This is a genomic window from Enterobacter sp. 186315 (assembly GCF_053290175.1).
This window is the reverse complement of the sequence record NZ_JBPTTK010000007.1, coordinates 125113-148721: the sequence shown is the minus strand read 5'-3', so window position 1 is coordinate 148721 and position 23609 is coordinate 125113. Positions and strand designations below refer to the sequence as shown.

Annotated in this window: 17 protein-coding genes; 9 read left to right on the top strand and 8 right to left on the bottom strand. The window is 61.4% G+C overall.

What is annotated here, in order from left to right; translation table 11 throughout:
* Window positions 1-2: 2 nt before the first annotated feature.
* The 8 genes from xylB (at window position 3) to ACSVHP_RS10430 (ending at window position 9479) form a co-directional block, all read left to right on the top strand.
* A complete protein-coding gene (gene xylB, locus ACSVHP_RS10465) occupies window positions 3-1466 on the top strand; it encodes a xylulokinase (RefSeq protein WP_447551859.1) in 1464 nt (487 codons plus the stop codon).
* 66 nt (window positions 1467-1532) lie between these two features.
* A complete protein-coding gene (locus tag ACSVHP_RS10460; RefSeq protein ID WP_447551858.1) occupies window positions 1533-2816 on the top strand; it encodes an RbtT/DalT/CsbX family MFS transporter in 1284 nt (427 codons plus the stop codon).
* 307 nt (window positions 2817-3123) lie between these two features.
* Entirely contained in the window at window positions 3124-4278 is a 1155-nt protein-coding gene (locus tag ACSVHP_RS10455; RefSeq protein WP_234672021.1) for a mandelate racemase family protein, read from the top strand.
* A gap of 33 nt (window positions 4279-4311) precedes the next feature.
* Window positions 4312-5928, top strand: coding sequence for an ABC transporter substrate-binding protein (locus tag ACSVHP_RS10450; RefSeq protein WP_447551857.1), 1617 nt, complete (start codon window positions 4312-4314; stop codon window positions 5926-5928).
* Window positions 5925-6962 (top strand): ABC transporter permease, encoded by a 1038-nt coding sequence (locus tag ACSVHP_RS10445; RefSeq protein WP_234672025.1) that lies wholly within the window; start codon window positions 5925-5927, stop codon window positions 6960-6962. The genes ACSVHP_RS10450 and ACSVHP_RS10445 overlap by 4 nt, the downstream gene beginning before the upstream one ends.
* The gene (locus tag ACSVHP_RS10440) at window positions 6959-7864 is read left to right on the top strand and encodes an ABC transporter permease (RefSeq protein ID WP_447551856.1); all 906 of its coding nucleotides are present in this window, start codon (window positions 6959-6961) and stop codon (window positions 7862-7864) included. Before ACSVHP_RS10445 ends, ACSVHP_RS10440 begins: the two co-directional genes overlap by 4 nt.
* Window positions 7836-8696 carry an ABC transporter ATP-binding protein gene (locus ACSVHP_RS10435; RefSeq protein ID WP_447551855.1) on the top strand — a complete coding sequence of 287 codons (861 nt, stop codon included), beginning with the start codon at window positions 7836-7838 and terminating at the stop codon, window positions 8694-8696. The genes ACSVHP_RS10440 and ACSVHP_RS10435 overlap by 29 nt, the downstream gene beginning before the upstream one ends.
* 9 nt (window positions 8697-8705) lie before the next feature.
* Window positions 8706-9479 carry an ABC transporter ATP-binding protein gene (locus ACSVHP_RS10430; protein ID WP_417316267.1) on the top strand — a complete coding sequence of 258 codons (774 nt, stop codon included), beginning with the start codon at window positions 8706-8708 and terminating at the stop codon, window positions 9477-9479.
* Window positions 9480-9560: 81 nt separating this feature from the next.
* On the opposite strand, the gene yegS is transcribed toward ACSVHP_RS10430, so the two are convergent.
* Window positions 9561-10460, bottom strand: a complete 900-nt coding sequence (yegS, locus tag ACSVHP_RS10425) for a lipid kinase YegS (RefSeq protein ID WP_234676554.1) — start codon at window positions 10458-10460, stop codon at window positions 9561-9563.
* Window positions 10461-10709: 249 nt separating this feature from the next.
* Window positions 10710-12071, bottom strand: a complete 1362-nt coding sequence (gene trhP, locus ACSVHP_RS10420) for a prephenate-dependent tRNA uridine(34) hydroxylase TrhP (RefSeq protein ID WP_447551854.1) — start codon at window positions 12069-12071, stop codon at window positions 10710-10712.
* On the opposite strand from trhP, the gene ACSVHP_RS10415 reads away from it, so the two are divergent.
* Window positions 12070-12228: a hypothetical protein gene (locus tag ACSVHP_RS10415; protein ID WP_447551853.1), complete on the top strand. Its 159-nt coding sequence runs from the start codon at window positions 12070-12072 to the stop codon at window positions 12226-12228. The genes trhP and ACSVHP_RS10415 overlap by 2 nt on opposite strands.
* An 11-nt stretch (window positions 12229-12239) precedes the next feature.
* Here the strand turns inward: ACSVHP_RS10415 and baeR are convergent, their stop codons facing one another.
* From baeR to ACSVHP_RS10385, 6 genes are read right to left on the bottom strand one after another with little or no spacing between them, the layout of a single operon-like run.
* Window positions 12240-12962 carry an envelope stress response regulator BaeR gene (gene baeR / locus ACSVHP_RS10410; protein ID WP_234676368.1) on the bottom strand — a complete coding sequence of 241 codons (723 nt, stop codon included), beginning with the start codon at window positions 12960-12962 and terminating at the stop codon, window positions 12240-12242.
* Window positions 12959-14362, bottom strand: coding sequence for an envelope stress sensor histidine kinase BaeS (gene baeS, locus ACSVHP_RS10405; RefSeq protein WP_234676370.1), 1404 nt, complete (start codon window positions 14360-14362; stop codon window positions 12959-12961). The genes baeR and baeS overlap by 4 nt, the downstream gene beginning before the upstream one ends.
* Window positions 14359-15774 carry a multidrug transporter subunit MdtD gene (gene mdtD / locus ACSVHP_RS10400; RefSeq protein WP_447551852.1) on the bottom strand — a complete coding sequence of 472 codons (1416 nt, stop codon included), beginning with the start codon at window positions 15772-15774 and terminating at the stop codon, window positions 14359-14361. The genes baeS and mdtD overlap by 4 nt, the downstream gene beginning before the upstream one ends.
* The gene (gene mdtC, locus ACSVHP_RS10395) at window positions 15775-18852 is read right to left on the bottom strand and encodes a multidrug efflux RND transporter permease subunit MdtC (protein WP_447551851.1); all 3078 of its coding nucleotides are present in this window, start codon (window positions 18850-18852) and stop codon (window positions 15775-15777) included. It lies immediately after the preceding gene.
* Window positions 18853-21975 (bottom strand): MdtB/MuxB family multidrug efflux RND transporter permease subunit, encoded by a 3123-nt coding sequence (locus ACSVHP_RS10390; protein WP_447551850.1) that lies wholly within the window; start codon window positions 21973-21975, stop codon window positions 18853-18855.
* Window positions 21975-23222, bottom strand: a complete 1248-nt coding sequence (locus ACSVHP_RS10385; RefSeq protein WP_234676378.1) for an MdtA/MuxA family multidrug efflux RND transporter periplasmic adaptor subunit — start codon at window positions 23220-23222, stop codon at window positions 21975-21977. Before ACSVHP_RS10385 ends, ACSVHP_RS10390 begins: the two co-directional genes overlap by 1 nt.
* Window positions 23223-23609 lie beyond the last annotated feature (387 nt).

The window sequence follows — 23609 nt, the reverse complement described above, 5'->3', positions numbered from 1 at the left end:
CTATGTATCTTGGCATCGATCTGGGCACCTCAGAAGTTAAGGCGCTGGTCATTGACGAAAACAATGACATCGTCGTTAGCCACAGCGCGCCGCTGACTATCCAGCGGCCGCATCCCCACTGGTCGGAACAATCTCCCGAGGCCTGGTGGGAGGCGACGGAATACCTGATGGCGACCCTGCGCGAGAAGTGCGGCCATCACTGGCAGGCCATTAAGGCCATCGGCCTTTCCGGGCAGATGCACGGCGCGGTGCTGCTGGATGAAAAGGGCGATACCCTGCGCCCGGCCATCCTGTGGAATGACACCCGCAGCGCGCAGGAGTGCGCAGAGCTGGAAGAGATCGCCCCCGAGCTGCATCAGGTGGCCGGTAACCTGGCAATGCCCGGTTTTACCGCGCCCAAACTGCTGTGGGTGCGTCGGCATGAGCCGCAGATCTTCGCGAAAGTGGCCAGTGTGCTGCTGCCCAAAGATTATCTGCGTTTCAAAATGACCGGCAAAAAAATCTCCGATATGTCCGATGCGGCAGGCACCCTGTGGCTGGACGTCGGCAAGCGCGACTGGTCCGACGCGCTGCTGCAAAAATGCGGCTTATCCCGCGAAAATATGCCCAGCCTGGTAGAAGGCTGCGACGTGTCGGCCACCCTCGATCCTGACGTTGCCGAACGTTGGGGTTTGCACGCCTCGGTGGTGGTGGCGGGGGGCGGGGGTGATAACGCCGTCAGCGCCATCGGCGTGGGGGCGGTATCGCCGGGCGATGCGTTTATCTCGCTCGGCACCTCGGGGGTGCTGTTTGTGGTGACGGACGCCTACCGCCCTGCGCCGCAGTCGGCCGTGCATGCCTTTTGCCATGTGCTGCCCAACCTGTGGCATCAGATGAGCGTTATGCTCAGCGCGGCCAGCTGCCTTCAGTGGTTTTGCCGTCTGGTGGGCACCACGGAGGCTAACCTGCTGGAGGAGATAGCTCAGCTGTCGGAGGCTGAAAAAGCCGCCGCCCCGCTGTTCCTGCCCTATCTCTCCGGGGAGCGAACCCCGCACAACGATCCCGACGCCCGTGGGATGTTCTGGGGGCTAACCCATGCCAGCCAGCGGCCCGCCATGGGCTACGCGGTGCTGGAGGGGGTCAGCTTCGGCATGGCCGACGGGCTGCGCGTCCTCCAGGAGAGCGGTACCCGGGTAGAGCAGTGCTCGCTGGTGGGCGGCGGGGCCAGAAGTCCGTTCTGGGCGCAGCTGCTGGCAGACATTCTGGACATGCCGGTTATGACCCACAAAGGCGGCGAGACCGGTGGGGCGCTGGGGGCCGCGCGGCTGGCATGCCTGGCCGCCGGTAAACCGCTGGCTGCGGTATGCGAAAAACCGGAAGTGCATAAAATCTGGCGCAGCGACCCGGCGCGGCACGCCGCTCTGATGCAGCGCTATCAACAATTTAAAACCCTCTATCAAAACGACCGGAACTATCGAACTCACTAATTTATAAAAAACGCCCTCTGGCACTACTGCCAGAGCGGTGCCCTGTACCCTACAGAAGAGGTCAATATGTCGTTAAACACGAAACAATGGCTGGGGTTACCCCTGAGCCTGGTCTGGGGATATATCGCCATTGCCGTTTTTATGACCGGGGATGGCTTTGAGCTGGCGTTTCTCTCCCATTACATTAAATCGCTTGGGTTTACCCCTGCCCAGGCCTCAATGGCCTTTACCCTCTATGGCCTGGCGGCAGCGCTGTCGGCGTGGGTTTCAGGCGTGGTAGCAGAGATCATTACCCCGCAAAAGACCATGCTGATTGGCTTTGTGCTGTGGTGCATTTTTCACGTGCTGTTTATGGTCTTTGGCCTCGGCCACGCCAACTACGCGCTGATTTTGCTCTTTTACGGCCTGCGCGGCCTGGCCTATCCGCTGTTCCTCTACGCGTTTATCGTCGCCATCGTGCATAACGTGCGCAGCGACAACACCAGCGCGGCGCTGGGCTGGTTCTGGGCTGTTTACTCAATCGGCATCGGCGTTTTCGGCAGCTATATCCCCAGCTTCACCATCCCGCTGATCGGGGAAATGGGCACCCTGTGGCTATCGCTGCTGTTCTGCGGCATCGGCGGGATCATTGCGCTGGTCTCCCTGCGCAACATCAACACCCCGCGCCATATGCTCAATCTCACCACCCGGGAAAAATTCAGCGAGCTGGGGCGCGCCGCCACGCTGCTCTACACCAACCGCAGCATTTTGCTCTCCAGTATTGTGCGCATCATTAACACGCTGTCGCTGTTTGGCTTTGCGGTGATTATGCCGATGATGTTCGTTGACGAGCTGGGCTTTACCACCTCCGAGTGGTTGCAGGTGTGGGCGGTCTTCTTCTTTACCACCATCTTCTCCAACGTTTTCTGGGGCGTGCTGGCCGAAAAAATGGGCTGGATGAAAGTGGTGCGCTGGTTTGGCTGTCTGGGCATGGCGGCCTCAAGCCTGGCCTTCTATTACATCCCGCTTCACTTCGGGCATAACTTTGCCATGGCGCTGATACCGGCCATTGCGCTGGGGATTTTTGTCGCAGCCTTCGTGCCGATGGCGGCGGTCTTCCCGGCGCTGGAGCCGAGGCATAAGGGGGCAGCCATCTCGGTTTATAACCTCTCTGCCGGGCTGTCGAACTTCCTGGCACCGGCCATTGCGGTGGTGTTGCTGCCGTACTTCAGCACGATTGGCGTGGTGATCGCCTACACGCTGCTCTACATTCTGGCCTTCGTGCTGTGTCCGTTTATACGGGTAGATCAGCCGGGATTTACCTCCCAACGCCTGCCCGAACGGGATACCGCCCTCGAATCCATTGAATAACCTACCAAAAGGTAAGCGCAGATCCCCCGGGGATGGCACCGGTCTGATGCATCCCGCCCTGCGCTTACCCCCTCCCGATCCAGCTCACAGTTCGTTGCGTTTTTGTGAAAATTGTCACGCAGAGTCGTGCGTATGCCCAAAAAATAGCCATCCCATAGCGATGAATGTCTAAGGACGCGTTGCTTTTTTGTGCTTAGATTGGATATTGAAACATCTTTTTAATTACATAGAACCTCTTTGCCAGGCGATGAAATCGAAGAAGTTTATCGTCGAAGCGTGAATTATTATGCCGTTCTAAGGACTTTTCATGAAAATAGAATCCGTAAACGTCACCGTCTTCCAGTACCCGACGCGGCGCGTATCCGACAGCGCCGGGCATTCGCATCCGGGGCCGGAGAGCATGGCTAAAATGGCGATGCTCACGATTACCGCAGACGATGGCACCAAAGGGTATTCCTTCGCGCCGCCGGAAGTGGTGCGCCCCTTTGTGGTGAACACCTTCTTTCGTAAAGTGCTGGTCGGTCAGGACGCGTTCAACCGCGAGCGTATCTGGCAGGATCTGGCGCACTGGCAGCGCGGGAGCGCGCATCAGCTGACCGAGCGCGCGCTGGGCTTTGTGGAGCAGGCGCTGTGGGATCTGATTGGTCGCAGGCTCAATATGCCGGTGTGGAAACTGCTTGGCGGCTACCGCGACAGGGTGCCGGCCTACGGCAGCACCATGTGCGGCGACGATCTGCCGGGCGGATTATCCACGCCGGACGAGTACGCCAGCTTCGCCGAAACGCTGGTGGCGCGCGGCTATAAGGCCATCAAGCTGCACACCTGGATGCCGCCGGTCTCTTTTGCGCCGAACCCCAAAATGGATATCAAAGCCTGCGCCGCCGTGCGTGAAGCGGTGGGCCCGGATATCGACCTGATGATCGACGGCTACCACTGGTACAGCCGCGCCGAGGCGCTGTGGATCGGCAAAGAGCTGGAAAAACTCAGCTTCGCCTGGTTCGAGGAGCCGATGGAAGAAGAGAGCATGTCCTCTTACGCCTGGCTGGCGGAAAACCTGTCGATCCCGATTATCGGGCCGGAAAGCCTGGGCGGAAAACACCACAGCCGCGCCGACTGGGTCAAAGCCGGGGCGTGCGACATTCTGCGCGCGGGCGCGAACGGCGTGGGCGGGATCTCCCCGACGCTGAAGGTCGCCAATCTTGCGGAGGCGTTCGGCATGGATTGCGAAGTCCACGGCAACGGCGCGGCGAGTCTTGCGGTGATTGGCGCTATCAAAAACTGCCGCTGGTACGAACGCGGCCTGCTGCACCCGTTCCTGGATTACGACGAACCGGCCGCGTATCTGCACAGCCTGGTCGATCCGATGGATGACGACGGCATGGTCAGCCTGCCGACCCGCCCGGGACTGGGCGAAGACATTAATTTTGCATATATCGAAGCCAATACCGTCAGCCACGACTGACAGATAAAAACGTACCCTACAGGCGATATATACATGAAACGATCTCCCTTAGCCGGGGCGTGCCTGCTCGCGCTCTCGCTGATGATGGAGAGCGGGGCGACGTACGCGAAAACGCCGCCCGATCAGCTCATCATCGGCATGAATATGAACAACCTCCTGACCCTCGATCCGGCGGCGATGACCGGCAACGAAGTGGTCGGCATTGTGGTTAACCTCTACGACTCGCTGGTGGAGCTGGATCCCAACGAACTCACCAACGTGCGGCCCGCGCTGGCGACGTCCTGGGATATTGCCCCGGACGGCAAAACCCTGACCTTCCACCTGCGCGACGACGTGACCTTCCACTCCGGCAACCCGCTGACCGCCGAGGACGTGGTCTGGTCGATGCGCCGCCTGCTGCACCTCAACCTCGCTCAGGCATCGGTGTGGAAATCCTACGGGTTTTCCAAAAAGAACATCGATAACCAGATCAGCGCCCCGGATGCCTATACCGTGCAGATCGTGCTGCCGAAGCCTAACGATCCGCAGCTGGTGATTTACTCCCTGGGCGCGCTCGGCAACCTGGGTGTGCTCGACAGCAAAACGGTGTCGCAGCACGCGGTCAACAACGACTGGGGCAACCGCTGGCTCACCACCAACGAGGCCGGGTCGGGGCCGTTTATGCTCGAAACCTGGCAGGCCAAAGACGTGCTGAGGATGCAGCGCAACCCGCACTACTGGCGCGAAGCGCCGAAGATGAGCCGCGTGGTGCTGCGCCATTTCCAGGAGTCGCAAACCCTGCGCCTGATGATTGAGAAGGGCGATCTCGACATCGCCAACAGCATGGCGGTATCGGACATCAACGCCCTGCGCAAAGACCCGCAGGTGACCGTTGAGGCGGTGCAGAAGGGGACGGTGTACTACGTGGCGATGAGCATGAAGGAGGTGCACTTCGCCAACCCGAAGGTGCGCGAAGCGGTGCGTTATCTGATTGACTACCAGGGGATCAACAAGGCGCTGATGCCGGGCTATGGCGTGCTGCACCAGCGTCCAATCAAGGCGGGCATGCCCTCCACGCTCCCGGACCCGGGCTATAGGCTCGATATCCCGCGCGCCAAAAAGCTGCTGGCGGAAGCGGGCTACCCGGAGGGCTTTGATACCACCCTGCGGGTGCTGGCGGACCAGCCGTTCCTCAATATCGCCATCGCCGTGCAGTCGACGCTGATGCAGGCGGGCATTAACGCCAAAATCATCACCGGCACCGGGAATCAGATTTACGGCGCGATGCGCGAGCGTAAGTTCGACATGCTGGTCGGGCGCGGGGGCAGCGGGGTAGAGCCGCATCCGCACTCCAGCCTGCGCGCGCTGGTCTACAACCCGGACAACAGCGACGAGGCGCGCCTCACCAACTTCCAGGGCTGGCGCACCAGCTTCTACGATAAGCCGCTGAACGCGATGATCGACAACGCCCTGCTGGAGCGCGATCCGCAGAAACAGATCGCTGACTATCAGCAGATCCAGGTGCGCTACGACGAACTGATCCCGGCGATGGTTCCCCTGTCGCAGATGGTCGATTCGGTGGTGGTGCGTAACGAGGTGAAGAACTTCCAGTCGCACCCGTCGGCGACGACCTTCCTGCGCGACGTCTATAAAACCGGAGGTGACAAATGAGCGTAGCGATCCTCTCTCCCGGCTCACGTACCCGGCGCTTCTCAAAGCGGCTGACCCAGGTGCTGATCACGCTCTTCGGCCTGCTGCTGCTGACCTTTTTCATCGGCCGCGTAATGCCCGTCGATCCGGTGCTGGCGATTGTTGGCCCGGATGCCGACCACAGCACCTACCAGCAGGTTTATCACCAGCTCGGGTTCGATCGGTCTCTGCTGGCCCAGTTCGGCATTTATCTCAGCAACCTGCTGCACGGTGATTTAGGCAACGCGCTGCTGACCGGCAAGCCGGTGCTGGACGACATACTGCGCGTCTTCCCGGCAACGCTGGAGCTGGCGACGATGGCGATTATCGTCGGCGCGGGTCTCGGCATTCCGCTCGGCGTGCTGGCGGCGGCGCGTCGCAACAGCCTGTCCGATTACGTGGTGCGTATCATCAGCCTGGCGGGGTACTCCACGCCGATCTTCTGGGTCGGGATGATGGGGCTGCTGCTGTTCTACGCCTGGCTCGGCTGGGTGGGCGGCGCAGGGCGGCTGGATCTGGGGCTGGACGGCATCGTGCCGCGCCGCACCGGACTGATGACCGTCGATGCGCTGCTGGCGGGCAATAGCGCGGTGTTCTGGAACGCCATTAACCATCTGGTGCTGCCCGCTTCGCTGCTCGGCTTTCACTCGCTGGCCTACATCAGCCGCATGACCCGCAGCTTTATGCTCGCGCAGCTGTCGCAGGAGTTCATCATCACCGCGCGGGTAAAAGGCTTAACCGAGCGTCAGGTGATCTGGAACCACGCGTTTCGCAACATCCTCGTGCAGCTGCTGACGGTGGTGGCGCTGGCCTACGGCTCGCTGCTGGAAGGGGCGGTGCTGATTGAAACCGTCTTCTCCTGGCCGGGCTTTGGCTCGTATCTCACCGGCAGCCTGCTGCTGGGGGATATGAACGCGGTGATGGGCTGCGTGCTGCTGGTGGGGGCGATCTTCGTGATGCTCAACCTGCTCTCCGACATGCTGTATCAACTCTTTGACCCGAGGACGAAATCATGACCGTTTCTCTGGATACACCGCGGGGGGCGGGGCAGTCCGAAAGCCGCCAGCGTATTCAACGCACGCTCAGCCGTTTAGCCGGTTTTATCGGCAAGATGGCGCGTAACCCGCTCACCGCCATCGGCGGCGGGATTATCCTGCTGCTGCTGATTGTCGCCGCCTTCGCGCCGCTGATTGCGCCCTATAACCCGCTGGTGCAGGACCTGAACAACGCGCTGGTGGCCCCGAACGCGCAGCACTGGTTCGGCACCGACGAGTTTGGCCGGGATATCTTCAGCCGCCTGGTCTACGGCTCGCGCATCACGCTGTATATCGTGCTGCTGGTCTCCGTTACCGTGGGGCCGCTCGGGCTGCTGCTCGGCGTCACGGCGGGCTATTTTGGCGGCAGGGTCGACGCGGTGCTGATGCGCGTCACCGATATCTTTATCTCCTTCCCGAGCCTGGTGCTGGCGCTGGCCTTTGTCGCGGCGCTCGGGCCGGGGCTGGAGCACGTGGTGATTGCCATTACGCTCACCGCCTGGCCGCCGATTGCCCGTCTGGCGCGCGCCGAAACGCTCTCTCTGCGCCAGGCCGATTTTATCTCCGCCGTGCGGTTGCAGGGGGCGTCTGCGCCGCGCGTGCTGTGGCGGCATATCGTGCCGCTGTGCCTGCCGTCGGTGATTATCCGCATCACCATGAACATGGCGGGGATTATTTTGACTGCCGCCGGACTCGGCTTTCTTGGCCTCGGCGCACAGCCGCCGGAGCCGGAGTGGGGGGCGATGATCTCCAGCGGGCGCACCTACATGATGGAGTGCTGGTGGGTGGTGACTATTCCGGGGCTGGCGATCCTGATCAACAGCCTGGCGTTCAACTTCTTAGGAGATGGCCTACGTGACATCCTCGATCCTCGCAGCGAATAACCCCTTGCTCGACGTGCGCGATCTCCATGTCGATTTTATCAACGGCGGCGCGGTCACCCACGCGGTGCGCGGAGTCTCCTTCCAGCTTGGCCGGGAAAAGCTGGCGATTGTCGGGGAGTCGGGCTCCGGTAAATCCACCGTCGGGCGGGCGCTGCTGCGCCTGCATCCGGCGAAAGCGCAAATCAGCGCTACGCGGATGCAGTTTGGCGACATCGATCTGCAAAACGCCAGCGAAGCGCAGATGCGCGCCGTTCGCGGCAGGCGGATCTCAATGATTATGCAGGATCCGAAATACTCCCTGAACCCGGTGGTCTGCGTGGGCGACCAGATTGCCGAGGCCTGGCTGACCCATCATCCGGGGCGAAAGGCCGAGGCGAAGGCCAAAGTGCTGGAGATGCTCGACGTGGTGCGCATCCGCCAGCCGGAGCGGGTTTACCGCCTCTATCCGCACGAGATTTCCGGCGGGCAGGGGCAGCGCATCATGATCGCCATGATGCTCATCACCGACCCCGAGCTGGTGATTGCCGATGAGCCCACCTCCGCGCTGGACGTGTCGGTGCGGCTTCAGGTACTGGGGCTGCTCGACGACTTAGTGCAGTCCCGCGGGCTGGGGCTTATTTTTATCAGCCACGACATCAACCTGGTGCGCAGCTTCTGCGACCGGGTGCTGGTGATGTATGCCGGGCGGGTGGTGGAGTCTATCGCCGCAAAAGATCTGCATAACGCGCAGCACCCCTACACGCAGGGCTTAATCAGCGCGCTGCCGGAAATTAACCATCGTCGCCCGACGCTGCCGGTCTTGCAGCGCCAGGCCAGCTGGCTGACCGAGTAAGGAGCAGAGATGATCGAGATTAACCACCTCAACCTGGCGTTCGGCGAGGGCGAGAAGCGCAACCAGGTGCTGGATGACGTGAACATTCACGTGCAGGCAGGGGAGATCTACGGGCTGGTGGGCGAGTCCGGTTCGGGGAAAACCACGGTGCTGAAGTGCCTGGCCGGGCTGTTTACCCACTGGGACGGCGAGCTCGCCATTGACGGCAAACCGCTGGAGAAACGCATCAGCCGGGCGCGCTGTCGTCGGGTGCAGATGGTGTTTCAGGATCCCTATGGCTCGCTTCATCCCCGGCATACCATCGGCGATATTTTGGAAGAGCCGCTGCACATTCACGGCATTAAAGACCGGGATCGGCGGGTGCATACCCTGCTGGATAAGGTGGGGCTTAACCGGGCGTTTCGCGATCGCTACCCGCATCAGCTTTCGGGCGGCCAGCGCCAGCGCGTGGCGATCGCCCGGGCGTTGATTCTGGAACCGCAGGTTCTGCTGCTGGATGAACCCACCTCGGCGCTGGACGTGTCGGTGCAGGCGGAAATTCTTAACCTGCTGGCGGAGCTTCAGCGCGAGTCAAACCTGACCTATCTGATGGTGACGCACGATTTAGGCGTGATAGCGCACCTGTGTCAGAAGGTGGCGGTGATGCAGTACGGTAAGATCCTCGAAAGCCTGACCGTGGATGCGCTGGTAGCCGGGCAGGCCAAAACGGAGTATACGCAGATGCTGGTGAACGCCAGCCAGCGGTATTCCCGCGAGATGGCGCGGGAGGTGGCGGTGTATTAGGGTTGTGCGGTCTGGTGCCCTCACCCCCAGCCCTCTCCCACAGGGAGAGGGAGAACTACGCAGCCGCCACCCGACAAAACCTCAGCGCAAAAGCACACAGTCCGGCGGCAACCGGCACTGCAACGCACCCGGCAGCACTTCGATGCGGAACTTCTCACCGCTCAGCGGCTCCCCGTCGAGGTTAAAGGTCATGCCGTGCGGGGCCGTGACCTCAAACCACGCGGATTGCCCGTCGACAATGTTCGGGCTCTCTTCCGGCTGGGTGAGGGTGGTGAACAGCGCAGGCAGCAGCCCGTCGCCGGTGAAAATACGCAGCTGCAGCAGCCCGTCGTTAATCAGCGCCTCCGGGCACAGCTGCTGCCCGCCGCCCGCCTGACGACCGTTGCCGATGCCAATTACCAGCGCGTCGCCCTGCCAGTGAAAATTCTCGCCGTTGATTTCACAGCGGTCGGGCTTGAGGGTGTCCATGCGCATCAGACCGTGGATCAGATACGAAACGCCCCCAAGAGCGGCTTTCAGTTTTTCCGGCGTTTCGCTGGTAATGCGCGTGCCGAATCCGCCCGTCGCCATGTTGATAAAGCAGGTTTTGTCGTTGACCTGTGCGATATCCACCGCGGTAGATTTGCCAATAATCGCGAGCTGCAACGCCTTGTTGAGCTCTTCGGGGATCCCCGCGCTGGTGGCAAAATCGTTCGCCGTCCCAAGCGGTAGAATGCCCATCGCCGGGCGCTCTGCGGCGTTCAGCTGGATCAGCGCAGAGGCGATTTCGTTGATCGTGCCGTCGCCGCCGCCGGAAATAATGGTGTCGACGCCTAGCGCGATACCTTCATCGATATAGCGCGCCGCGTCGCCCTTTTCCCAGGTGACGCGTACGTGAATGCGTGCGCCTTCGTTTCGCAGGTCGACGATCGCCTGGCGCAGAATATCGTTTCCGGCGCTCTTGCCGTTCAGAATCAACAAACTGTCTGGATAGGTTGCCATCCGCTTTGCTCCCTTTTTTAGCTCTGCTAAGAGTGTATCTCAGTAAGGGAAAAAGCGGGTAAGAACAGGATGAAAGGCAAAAAATAAGCCCGCGTAAGGGAGATTACGCAGGCTAAGGAGGTGGTTCCTGGTACAGCTAGCATTTATGGGTTATGTTTTTCAGCGGGTGGGATAATACCCGTATTGAACGAAGCGGTATGTGATCCGTTTCTAAGAATTATCCCAGTATGAAAAAATTTCCCTGATTGACTATTTACTGTGCGGATTACGGGTGTTTTCGCCTTCGAAATTGCGCATAAGCAGCGCAAACTCCAGCTCAACCTCTTCCGGAACAGGCAGCCAGACGATGTGACCGTCACCCGGCGCCACGTCAATGGCTTCGCCTTTTTTGTTTTCCAGATGCTCCAGGCGGAAGTTCATGTTGCCCTGCGGGGTCATCAGCTCCAGGCTGTCGCCTTTGGTGAATTTGTTTTTCACCGCCACGGCCGCCAGCGCGCCTTTGCGCTCGCCGGTGAAGTCGCCGACGAACTGCTGGCGCTCGGAAATCGAGTAGCCGTGCTCGTAGTTCTGGTAATCGTCGTGGGTGTGGCGACGCAGGAAGCCTTCGGTGTAGCCGCGATGCGCCAGCCCTTCGAGGGTTTCCAGCAGCGAGGTATCGAACGGTTTCCCGGCAGCGGCATCGTCGATGGCTTTACGGTAGACCTGCGCGGTACGGGCACAGTAGTAATAGGATTTGGTACGGCCTTCGATTTTCAGCGAGTGAACGCCCATCTGGGTCAGGCGCTCAACGTGCGCGATGGCGCGCAGGTCTTTGGAGTTCATGATGTAGGTGCCGTGCTCGTCTTCAAAGGCGGTCATGTACTCGCCCGGACGTTTGGCCTCTTCAATCATAAACACGCTGTCGGTCGGTGCGCCCACGCCAAGCGTTGGCTCCACGTTGGTGACCGGGATCGGCTCGTGCTTGTGAACGATATTGCCTACGTCATCCTCTTTGCCTTCCTGGACGTTATATTCCCAGCGGCAGGCGTTGGTGCAGGTGCCCTGATTCGGGTCGCGCTTGTTGATATAGCCCGAGAGCAGGCAGCGGCCAGAGTAGGCCATGCACAGCGCGCCGTGAACGAAGATTTCGATCTCCATATCCGGCACCTGGGTGCGGATCTCTTCGATCTCTTCCAGAGAGAGTTCGCGGGACAGAATCACGCGGGTCAGCCCCATCTGCTTCCAGAATTTCACCGTCGCCCAGTTAACGGCGTTGGCCTGCACGGAGAGGTGAATGTCCATTTCCGGGAAGTGCTCCCGAACCAGCATGATTAAACCCGGGTCTGACATGATCAGCGCATCCGGCCCCATCTCCACAACGGGCTCGAGGTCACGGATGAACGTTTTCAGCTTGGCGTTGTGCGGCGCGATGTTAACCACCACGTAGAATTTTTTACCCAGCGCGTGCGCTTCATTAATGCCGAGCTGGAGATTCTCGTGGTTGAATTCGTTGTTGCGCACGCGCAGGGAGTAGCGAGGCTGGCCCGCGTAAACCGCATCGGCGCCATAAGCGAAAGCGTAACGCATATTTTGCAGCGTTCCCGCCGGGGAAAGGAGTTCCGGTTTAAACATGTTTGTTCTCGTTCTGATGACAGGTCAGATCCGCATGCACCTGGTGCAGCGGGAAGGGGAGATCCCCTACTTTAAGGGCGGGCATTGTAGCGCTGCGGGGCGGGGAGGTAAAGCTATTGCGCCGGGTGGCGGCTTCGCCTTACCCGGCCTGTATTGACCAGCGGCTAACTACGCAATCCTGCACGCATCCGCTTCCCAGCGATACCCCACGCCGTACACCGCGCGAATAAACGACTGGTCGGCGTCGAGGGCTTCCAGCTTGCGGCGCAGGTTTTTGATGTGGCTGTCGATGGTGCGGTCGGTCACCACGCGGTAGTCGTCGTAGAGGTTATTCAGCAGCTGCTCGCGGGAGAACACTTTACCCGGCTCGTGGGAGAGGGTTTTCAGCAGGCGAAACTCCGCCGGAGTGAGGTCAAGCAGCTTGCTGCGCCAGCTCGCCTGGAAGCGGCTTTCGTCGACGATCAGCGGGCTTTCGGCGTCCAGCGCCTGAAGTTCACGATGCGGCTTGCAGCGTCGAAGAATGGTTTTCACGCGGGCCACCACCTCGCGCGGGCTGTAGGGCTTGCAGATGTAATCGTCTGCGCCGATTTCCAGACCCAGCAGGCGGTCAATCTCTTCGATTTTCGCGGTCACCATCACGATGGGCACGTCGGAGAAGCGGCGGATCTCCCGGCACAGGGTCAGGCCGTCGGTACCCGGCAGCATCAGATCCAGCAGGATCAGATCCGGCGGGGTCTGGCGCACGTAGGGCAGAACCTGATCCCCGTGACTGATAAGCGACGGGGCGTAGCTCGCCGCGCGCAGATAGTCGATCAGCAACTGCCCAAGCTTGGGCTCATCTTCCACAATCAGAATGCGGGGGGTGTTTTCGTCAATCGGTAACTCGGTCATGCTTCTCTCGATAAATCCCGTTCCAGAGGTAACTCTACTGTAATGCTAACCCCGCCAAAAGGCGAATGGGCGGCGCGCAGCGTACCGTTATGCGCCTCGACGATATTCACGCAGATCGCCAGCCCCAGCCCGGAGCCGCCGCTGGCGCGGTTGCGCGAGCCTTCGGTGCGATAAAAACGTTCAAACAGCTTTTCCAGCTGGTCGTCCTGCACGCCGGGGGCCGAGTCGGCGAAGGTGAGGGCGAAGCGCCCGTCCACCTGCCTGCCGGAGATATGCAGCGCGCCGCCGCTGTCGGTATAGCGCAGGCTGTTTTCCAGCAGGTTGTTAAAAAGCTGCATCAAGCGGTCGCGGTCGCCAAACACCACGGCGCTGTCCGGCAGGGAGAGGTCAATTTTCAGATTGCGGCTGGCAAAACGCTCGCGGAAGGCGCCGCTGGCGACCTCCAGCACGTTAATCACGTCAATCGGCGCCTTCTGGTAGGCCAGCGCCCCTTCGTCGGACATCGAAAGCTGGTGGAGATCGTCCACCAGCTTGGTGAGCGTGCCGACCTCTGCCTGCAACGAGGCCACCGATTCGGGGGTGAACTGGCGCACGCCGTCCTGAATGGCCTCCAGCTCGCCGCGCAGCACCGCCAGCGGGGTGCGCAGCTCGTGGGAGATATCGGCCATAAAGTCCCGGCGCATTTGCTGGTTTTTCTCCAGGGTGCTGGCGAGCTGGTTAAAGTCCTGCGCCAGCTTGCCCAGTTCGTCCTGACTGCGGGTGTCTACGCGGGTGGAGAAATCCCCGGCGGCCAGCTTGTGGGTGCCTTCGACTAAACGTTTCACCGGGGCGAGCAGGCCGCGCGCCAGCGGGAAGGTGGCGAGGGCGGCGAGCAGCGTGGAAAGGGCGACAATCAGCCAGCTGGTCTGGCGCTGCTGGCGGTCAAAGTTGATATCGGTATTGCGCGTCAGCCGCTCCACCGGAGAGGCGATCACCCAGCCGACGGTCGCGCCGTTCGAGGTAATGGCCCGCTTTGTGCCGTCCGGCGGCACCGGGGCGCGTGGGCCGACCAGCACGCGCATCTCCTGGTCGATCACCCAGAACTGGGTACGCCAGCCGTGCGGCGGCATTCCCGGGCCGGGGCGATCGTCGTCGTTGTCGTGCTCCAGCGAGCGCAGAATTTGGAACACGAAGCGGTCGTTATTGCGCAGGAAGCGCCAGTTGCCGTGCAGCCCGTACTGCTCGCCCAGCGCGTCGCTCAGGCCCTGCAAGCGCTGCTCGTTGCCGTGCTTAATGTAGTCGATAAAGCCGCGCTCAAAGCTCACCCGCACCGCCCAGTGCATGGTGATCAGCAGCACGATACAGGTGGCGAAAATGGCGACGAACAGCTTGCCGGTAATGCCGGGACGCCAGAATTTCATGGTGCGCTCCTTTTGCCGCGTCGGATCACGACATTCTTGCTGGTATCAGTAGGGACTCTGGCGAATATCAAGGCGGGCAGGGCGATAATCACCGCCATGCTGAGATAGGTATATAAGAAGACCTGATGCGCCACCGGAGTATCGACGCTGAGGTGGTGCTGCCCGTACATGCCGAGCAGCAGGCCCGCTATCGTGACCCCCACGCTCATGGAGAGCTGCATGATCATCGAAAGCAGGCTATTGCCGCTGCTCGCCAGCTCGTCCGGCAGATCTTTCAGCGTCAGGGTGTTCATCGACGAGAAGCGCATGGAGTTGATAATCCCCTGGCAGAACAGCACCAGCGGCAGGGCGTAATACCAGCCCATCAGCGCCACGGCCATAAACAGCAGGCTGATTAACGCCAGCCCGAGCGTGGCGGACACCAGCACCCGGCGATAGCCGAAGTGGTTCACCACCTGCACCACGATGCGCTTCATCCCCATGCTGCCGAGCACCATCGGGATCATCATTAACCCGGCGTGGAACGGCGAAAAGCCCATGCCGATCTGCAAAAATACCGGTGTCATAAAGGGCAACATGCCGCTGCCGACGCGCCCGGCGAAGCTGCCAAACAGCCCCAGACGGTAGGTAGGCGTTTTAAACAGATTCAGGCTGAACAGCGCCCGGTCGTTACCTCTGGCGTGCCACAAATACCACAGCACCGACGCCACGCCAATCGTCACCAGCAGGCCGAGCGTCAGGGAAGAAATGCCCAGCCTCTTTTGCCCGTCGAGCGCCAGGGTCAGGGTCGCCATTCCCGCCGCGAGCAGGATAAAGCCGACAAAATCAAAGCGGCGGGTCTGCATGGTGTAGTTCGGCATCAGCGTCAGCGTGGCGATGGCGCCGATAATGCCGACGGGCAGATTGATTAAGAAGATCCAGTGCCAGGAGGCATACTCCACCAGCACGCCGCCGAGCGCCGGGCCGAGCAGCGGCCCCACCTGGCCGGGCAGGGTGACGAAGGTCATCGCCGCCATGTACTGCTCGCGCGGGACGATTTTCATTACCGTCAGCCGCCCGACGGGCACCATCATCGCGCCGCCGACGCCCTGAAGCACACGCGCCATCACCAGCTGGTCGAGGGTATTGGCCTGGGCGCAAAACAGCGACCCGGCGGTGAACAGCACGATCGCCGTGAAGAAGATATTCCTCACTCCCACCTTGTCCGCCAGCCAGCCGCTGGCGGGGAGCATCACCGCCACCGTCAGCACGTAGGCGACAATCACCATATGCATGTGCAGCGGGCTCTCACCCAGGCTTTTCGCCATCGAGGGCAGGGCGGTGTTCACAATCGTCGTGTCCAGCGACTGCATAAAGAAGCCGAAGGCGACAATCCATAGCTGCCAGCGGACGTTTTGTGGTAGTTCAGTCATTTACCCGGTTACCGTTTCTCTTTTTTTACGTGAAAAACGCAGACGCAGGCGGTCGAAGAAAAGATAGACCACCGGCGTGGTGTAGAGCGTCAGCAGCTGGCTCATCACCAGGCCGCCGACAATCGTGATCCCCAGCGGCTGGCGCAGCTCTGAGCCATCGCCGCCGGAAATTACCAGCGGCAGCGCGCCGAACAGCGCCGCCAGCGTGGTCATCATGATTGGACGAAAACGCAGCAGGCAGGCCTGGAAAATGGCCTCTTCCGGCGTCAGGTTGCCGTTGCGCTGGGCGTCCAGCGCGAAGTCGACCATCATAATGGCGTTTTTCTTCACGATGCCGATGAGCAGCATAATACCGATTAACGCGATCAGGCTAAACGGCGCGCCGAACAGCTCCAGCGCCAGCAGCGCCCCCACGCCCGCCGAGGGCAGGGTGGAGAGAATGGTCAGCGGATGGACGTAGCTCTCATACAGCACGCCGAGCACGATATAGACCGTGGCAATCGCCGCCAGAATCAAAATCACCTGCGAGTTCATGGTGTCCTGGAACACCTGCGCCGTTCCCGCGAAGCTGCCGCGCACGGTAGACGGCACGCCGAGCTGGGTCATGGCGCGGTTAATGGCGTCGCTCGCTTCCGAGAGCGACGAGCCGGTGGGCAGGTTAAACGACACCGTCGACGCGGCGGACAGCCCCTGATGGTTCACCGACAGCGGCGCGTTCGCGGGCTGCCAGCTGGCGAAGTAGGAGAGCGGAATCGCCTTGCCGTCGCTGTTAATCACGAACATTTTGTCCAGCGCGCTGATGTCCTGGGTATAGCGCGGATCCACCTCCATCACCACCTTATACTGGTTCATCGGCTGGTAGATGGTGGAGATTTCACGCTGCCCGAAGGCGTTGTTGAGCAGGCTGTTGGCCGCCGCAACGTCAATGCCGAGGCGCGACATGGTTTCACGATCGTAGGTCAGCGCCATCTCCGCGCCGTTGTCCTGCTGATCCGAGTTGACGTCCGCGAGCTGCGGCAGCGCCGCCAGCGCTTTACGGATTTTCGGCTCCCATTCGCGCAGGGCGGCTAAATCATCCGACAGCAGGGTGTACTGATAGCTGGCGTTCGACTGACGTCCACCGACGCGGATATCCTGAACGGCCATCAAAAACAGGTTCGCCCCCGGCTCTTTGGCGAGCTTCACGCGCAGGCGGTCGATCACCTGCTGCGCGGTTTCGTGCCGCTCGCCGCGCGCTTTCAGGGTGATAAACATCATCCCGCTGTTGACCCGCGAGCCGCCGGTAAACCCGGTGACGTTATCCACCGCCGGATCTTCGCGGATGATCTTCATAAAGTCCTGCAACTTGCCGCGCATCGCCTGGAACGAAATGCTCTGGTCTGCCTGAATCCCGCCCATCAGCACCCCAGTGTCCTGTTCCGGGAAGAAGGTTTTCGGGATCGAGATATAAAGCCAGACGTTCAGCACGATGGTGCCAATCAGCACCAGCCCGACGATCCGCGTGTGGTTCAACACCCACTTCAGGGATTTACCGTACCCCTCCTGCATCGCCACCAGAAAACGGCCAAAGCCCTTCCTGCGCGGCTGGGAGTGCGGCCTGCTGCGCTTGAGCATCCAGCCGCACATCATCGGCGTGAGCGTGAGCGAAATCACCAGCGAAATGCCGATGGCGACCGACAGGGTGACGGCGAACTCGCGCAGCAGGCGCCCCGGCAGGCCGCCCATCAGCAGCAGCGGCAGGAACACCGCCACCAGCGACAGGCTCATGGAGAGCACCGTAAAGCCCACCTCGCGCGTGCCCTGAAGCGCCGCCTGTAGCGGCTTCATGCCCGCTTCCAGATGGCGCGAGATATTTTCCAGCACCACGATGGCGTCATCCACCACGAAACCTGTGGCGATGGTCAGCGCCATCAGCGACAGGTTGTTGAGGCTAAACCCACACAGGTACATGGCTGCGAAGGTGCCGATCAGCGATACCGGAACGGCCACCGCCGGAATAAGCGTCGCGCGACCGGAGCGCAGGAACAGGAACACCACCAGGATCACCAGACCCACGGAGATCACCAGCGTCTGCTCCACCTCTTCGAGGGAGGCGCGAATGGTCGGGGAGCGATCCTGCGCAATCTGCAAATCAATCGCCGCCGGGATGGTTTCCTGTAGCTCCGGCAGCCGCTCGCGGATGCTGTTGACCGTCTGAATGATGTTGGCTTCCGGCAGCTTGCGGATCATCAGCAAAATCGCCGGTTTGGCGTTGGTCATCCCGGCGTTGCGCACGTCCTGCACCGAGTCGGTCACGCTGGCGACGTCGCTCAGGCGCACCGCCGCGCCGTTGTTGTAGTGGATAATCAGCGGCTGATATTCGGCAGCGGTTTTCAGCTCGTCGTTGGTCTGGATCTGCCAGCGGTGGCTGCTGTCTTCAATCGCCCCCTGCGGCTTGCGCACGTTGGCGTTGCTGATGGCGGTGCGCACGTCGTCCAGCGACACCCCCTGGTTAAACAGCGCCTGCGGGTTCAGCCCCACGCGCACCGCGGGCAGGGAGCTGCCGCCCACGCTCACATCCCCGACGCCGTCGATCTGGGCGATGGTCTGCGCCAGCTGCGTGGAGGCAAAATCGTACAGCTGCCCCTGGGAATAGGTGTCCGAGGTGAGGGTGAGGATCATCACCGGCGCGTCGGACGGGTTAGCCTTGCGGTAGGTCGGACGGCTCGGCATTCCGCTTGGCAGCAGGCTTTGCGCGGCGTTAATGGCCGCCTGCACGTCGCGCGCCGCGCCGTTAATGTCCCGGTCGAAGCTGAACTCCAGAATGATACGCGTGCTGCCGAGCGAGCTGCTGGAGGTCATTTCGTTGACCCCGGCAATGCGCCCGAGCGAGCGTTCCAGCGGCGTGGCGACCGACGAGGCCATCGTTTCCGGCGAGGCGCCCGGCAGCGACGCGCTGACCATGATCACCGGGAAATCCACCTGCGGCAGCGGGGCGACCGGCAGCAGGCGGAAGCCCAGCACGCCGCACAGGGTAATGGCGAGCGAAATTAAAATCGTCGCCACCGGACGGTAAATGAAGAGGGCGAAAAACTTCACTTACGCCTCCTCTTCACGTTTCGGGAAGCGGCTTTTGGTCCACAGCGCCAGACGGTCAAACAGCAGATAGATAACCGGGGTGGTGAACAGCGTCAGCACCTGGCTTAGCATCAGGCCGCCCACCATGCCGATACCCAACGGACGGCGCAGCTCCGCCCCGACGCCGGTACTGAGCATCAGCGGCAGCGCGCCTAACAGCGCCGCGAGGGTGGTCATCAGGATCGGACGAAAACGCAGCAGGCAGGCCTGGAAGATAGCGTCGCGCGGCGACATACCCTGCTCGCGCTCGGCGGCCAGGGCGAAGTCGATCATCATGATGGCGTTTTTCTTCACGATCCCGATCAGCAGAATGATGCCGATAATCGCAATCACGTCCAGCTCGCTCCCTGCGAGCATCAGCGCCAGCAGCGCCCCCACGCCCGCCGTCGGCAGGGTAGAGAGAATGGTGATCGGATGAATAAAGCTCTCGTACAGCACGCCGAGCACGATATACATCGCCACCACCGCCGCGACGATCAGCCAGACGGTGCTGCCCAGCGCGGCCTGGAAAGCCAGCGTGCTGCCCTGGAACTGGGTCTGAATGTCGGTCGGGAAGCTCAGCGCTTTTTCCGCCGACAGCACGGCTTCCACCGCCTCGCCCAGCGAATAGTTGTCCGGCACGTTAAAGGAAATGGTGGTGGACGGGAACTGATCCAGATGGTTGATGGAGAGCGGGGTGTAGCGCTCCTCGACGTGAGCAATCGCGCTTAACGGCACGATGCCGCCGTCCTTGCTGGTCAGGCGCACCGAATCCAGCGCCGCAAGGCCCGGCGTGTTGTCGGTGTCGTGCTCCAGCACCACGCGATACTGGTTCGCCTGGGTATAAATCGTGGAGATCAGGCGCTGGCCGAAGGCGTTGTACAGGGCGTTGTCCACGTCAGACATGCTAATCCCCAGACGGCTGGCGCTGTCGCGGTTCACGTTCACGTAGGCCGCGAGCCCCTTGTCCTGCCAGTCGCTGCTGACGTCCGAAAGCTGCGGCAGCATCTGGAGCTTGTTCACCAGCTGCGGCACCCAGGTGCTGAGCGCGTCGAGGCTGGTGGCCTGCAACGTGAACTGGTACTGGGTGCGGCTCACCTGGGTATCGATAGTCAGATCCTGAATCGGTTGCAGGTACAGCTCAATGCCCGGCACGCGCGCCACGGCGGTTTGCAGACGCTCAATCACGGCGTTCACGCGGTCGTCACGCTCGTCCAGCGGCTTGAGGTTGATCTGCAAACGGGCGCTGTTCAGCGACGGGTTGGTGCCGTCCACGCCCACGTAGGAGGTGAGGCTTTCCACCGCCGGATCTTTCATGACGATCTCAGCCACCTGCTGCTGGCGCTGGGCCATGCTGGCGAACGACACCGACTGCGGCGCCTGAAGGGTGCCCTGAATAATGCCGTTATCCTGGATCGGGAAGAAGCCTTTCGGGATGAAAATCCACAGCATCACGGACAGCGCCAGCGTGCCAAGCGCCACCCCCAGCGTGGCCCACGGGTGATTGAGCACTTTTTCCAGCACCCGGCCGTAGGCGGCAATAATGCGCTCGAACATCCTTTCCGAGGCGCGTGAGAAGCGGTTCTGCTTGCGCAGGGACTCGTGGCTCAGCATGCGGGCGCACATCATCGGCGTCAGGGTCAGGGAGACAATCGCGGAAATCAAAATCGCCACTGCCAGGGTGACGGCAAATTCCCGGAACAGCCGCCCGACGATATCGCCCATAAACAGCAGCGGGATCAGCACCGCAATCAGCGAGAAGGTCAGGGAGATAATGGTAAAGCCGATCTCGCCCGCCCCTTTCAGCGCGGCGGCCAGCGGTTTTTCACCTTTTTCGATATAGCGCGAGATGTTCTCAATCACGACGATGGCGTCATCCACCACGAAGCCGGTGGCTATCGTCAGCGCCATCAGCGTCAGGTTGTTGATCGAGAAGTCGAGGAACACCATCACCGCGAAGGTGCCGACCAGCGACAGCGGCACGGCGACGGCGGGAATGATGGTCGCCGGGACGTTGCGCAGGAAGACGTAGATGATCATCACCACCAGCGCGATGGCCAGCATCAGCTCAAACTGGGTGTCGCTTACCGAGGCGCGAATGTTGGTAGTGCGGTCGGAAAGCACCTTCACGCTCACCGACTTCGGCAGGCTTTCGATCAGCTGCGGCAGCATGGTGCGAATGCTGTCGGCGGTGTCGATGATGTTAGCCCCCGGCTGGCGCTGCACGTTCATCACGATCGCCTGCTGCTTGTTCGCCCACGCGCCCAGCCAGCTGTTTTCCGCCCCCTGTTCCACTGTCGCCACATCGCCGAGGCGAACCGGCGCGCCGTTCTGGTAGGCCACAATCAGCTGACGGTATTCATCGGCGGACTGCATCTGGTCGTTGGCGGAGAGCGTCACCGCGCGGGTCGGGCCGTCGAGGGAGCCTTTCGCGGAGTTGACGTTGGCGCTGCTGATGGCGGTGCGGATGGTTTCGCTGGTTAAGCCCAGCGCGGCAATGGCCTGCGCGTTGAGCTTCACGCGCACCGCCGGACGTTGCCCGCCCGCGAGCGTCACCAGCCCCACGCCGGTGACCTGAGAAATCTTCTGCGCCACGCGGGTTTCCACCATGTCTTCCACCTGCGTCATCGGCAGGGCGGAAGAGGTGACCGCGAGGGTCATGATCGGCGGGTCAGCCGGGTTTACTTTGCTGTAGACCGGCGGGTTGGGCAGGTCAGACGGCAGCAGGTTGGTCGCGGCGTTAATCGCGGCCTGCACCTCCTGCTCGGCGACGTCCAGCGACAGCGTGAGCTGGAACTGGAGCGTCACCACCGACGCGCCGCCCGAACTTTGCGACGACATCTGCTTTAAGCCGGACATCTGCCCGAACTGGCGCTCAAGCGGCGCGGTGATGGCCGACGTCACCACATCCGGGCTGGCGCCAGGGTAGAGGGTGACGACCTGAATGGTCGGGTAATCTACTTCCGGCAGGGCCGATACGGGCAGGAAGCGATAGCCGATGATCCCGGCGAGCAGAATCGCCACCATCAGCAGGGTGGTGGCAACAGGGCGCAGAATAAACAGGCGTGACGGCCCACCTGTGGAGCTTGGGGGCATCACCTGCATCAGGAAGCCGCTCCCTGTTTTTTGCGTTCAGCTTTTGCGGGCTGTTCGGCGGTCGTCGTGCTGTCGTGCGCTTCCACCACTTCCACTTTCGCCCCTTCGGTCAGACGGTCGATACCGTCGGTCACCACGCGGTCGCCCGCCGACAGCCCGGCGCTAATCACCACCGTCTGGCTGTCCTGAATCCCGGTTTTGACCAGATGCTTGCTCACTTTATTGTCGCTGTTCAGCACCCAGACGAAGTTGCCTTCGTTACCCATTTGCAGGGCGGCGGTCGGGATCACCACGGCATTTTCTTCGGTGGCGACCAGCATTCGCGCATTCACAAACTGGTTAGGGAACAGCGCGTCGTCCTGATTGTTAAACCGCGCCTTCAGCTTGATGGTGCCGGTGGTGGTGTCGATCTGGTTATCAAGGCTCAGCAGTTTACCGTCGCTGAGTTTCTGCTTGTTGGTGCGGTCCCAGGCCTCGACGACCAGGCCGTTGCCGCTTTTTTGCGCCTGCATCACGGTGGCGATATCGCTTTCCGGCAGGGTAAAGACCAGATCGATAGGGTGGGTCTGGGTAATGACGACGATCCCGGTGGTGTCACCGCTGGAGATCTGGTTGCCGATGTCGACCTGCTTCAGCCCCACGCGGCCGTCGATGGGCGCGGTGATGCGGCTCCAGTCGAGCTGGAGCTGGGCGCTCGCCACGGCGGCCTGGTCGGCTTTGATGGTGCCCTGAGATTCGCTCACCAGCGCCTGCTGGGTGTCCAGCTCCTGACGCGACACCAGATTGGTTTTAACCAGCTGCTGATAGCGCGCCAGATCGCGTCGCGCGTTGGCGAGGGTTGCCTGGTCTTTCGCAAGCTGCCCCTGCGCCTGGGCAAGCGCCACCTTAAACTGGCTCGGGTCGATTTCAGCCAGTAAATCACCGGCTTTTACCTGCTGACCTTCCTGGAAATGGATCGCCAGAAGCTGGCCGTCAACCCGGCTGCGCACCGTCGCGGTGTTTGCCGCGGTGATGGTGCCGAGCCCGGAAAGATAACGAGGAACCGCTTTATTTTCCGCCGTGGCGGCCTGAACCGGAGCCAGCGCGCCGCCGCGCATACCGTGACGGCCACCGCCGGAAGGGCGCTGCGCCTGGCTGCTGGCACCCGCAGGTGCCGCTGAACCGGAGGATTGGCTGTGCCAGTACCAGGCGGCGGCAAGCGCCACCACAATGATGCCAGCGGCGATTGCCCAGCGGGATTTATTACTGCCTTTCATCGTTATCTGTTCTCATCCTGAAACACGTCGGGGAATGATACTAGTTTAGTCAGCTAACACAGCGGAAAAATGGAGGAAATATGGAAGACTGTCAGGAATGGTCTGAATGAAGGGGCGGGTTTTGCCGGGTGGCGGCGTTGCCTTACCCGGCCTACAGACTCTGCGGTCTGATGCCCTCACCCTGACCCTCTCCCACGGGGAGAGGGAATTGTTTTGCGACTCCGGTGCCGGCTAATGGCACCCTGGTCCGGCTGTAAATCGCCGAAGCGTTTCCGTAATGCCGGGGCGAGGCGCATGGACGCGCCGAGAGGGCATAGCCTGCATGGATGCAGGCTGGTGCCCGACCCGATAGCATGAAGGAATAAGCTGAGGGAATCGCGAAGCGAC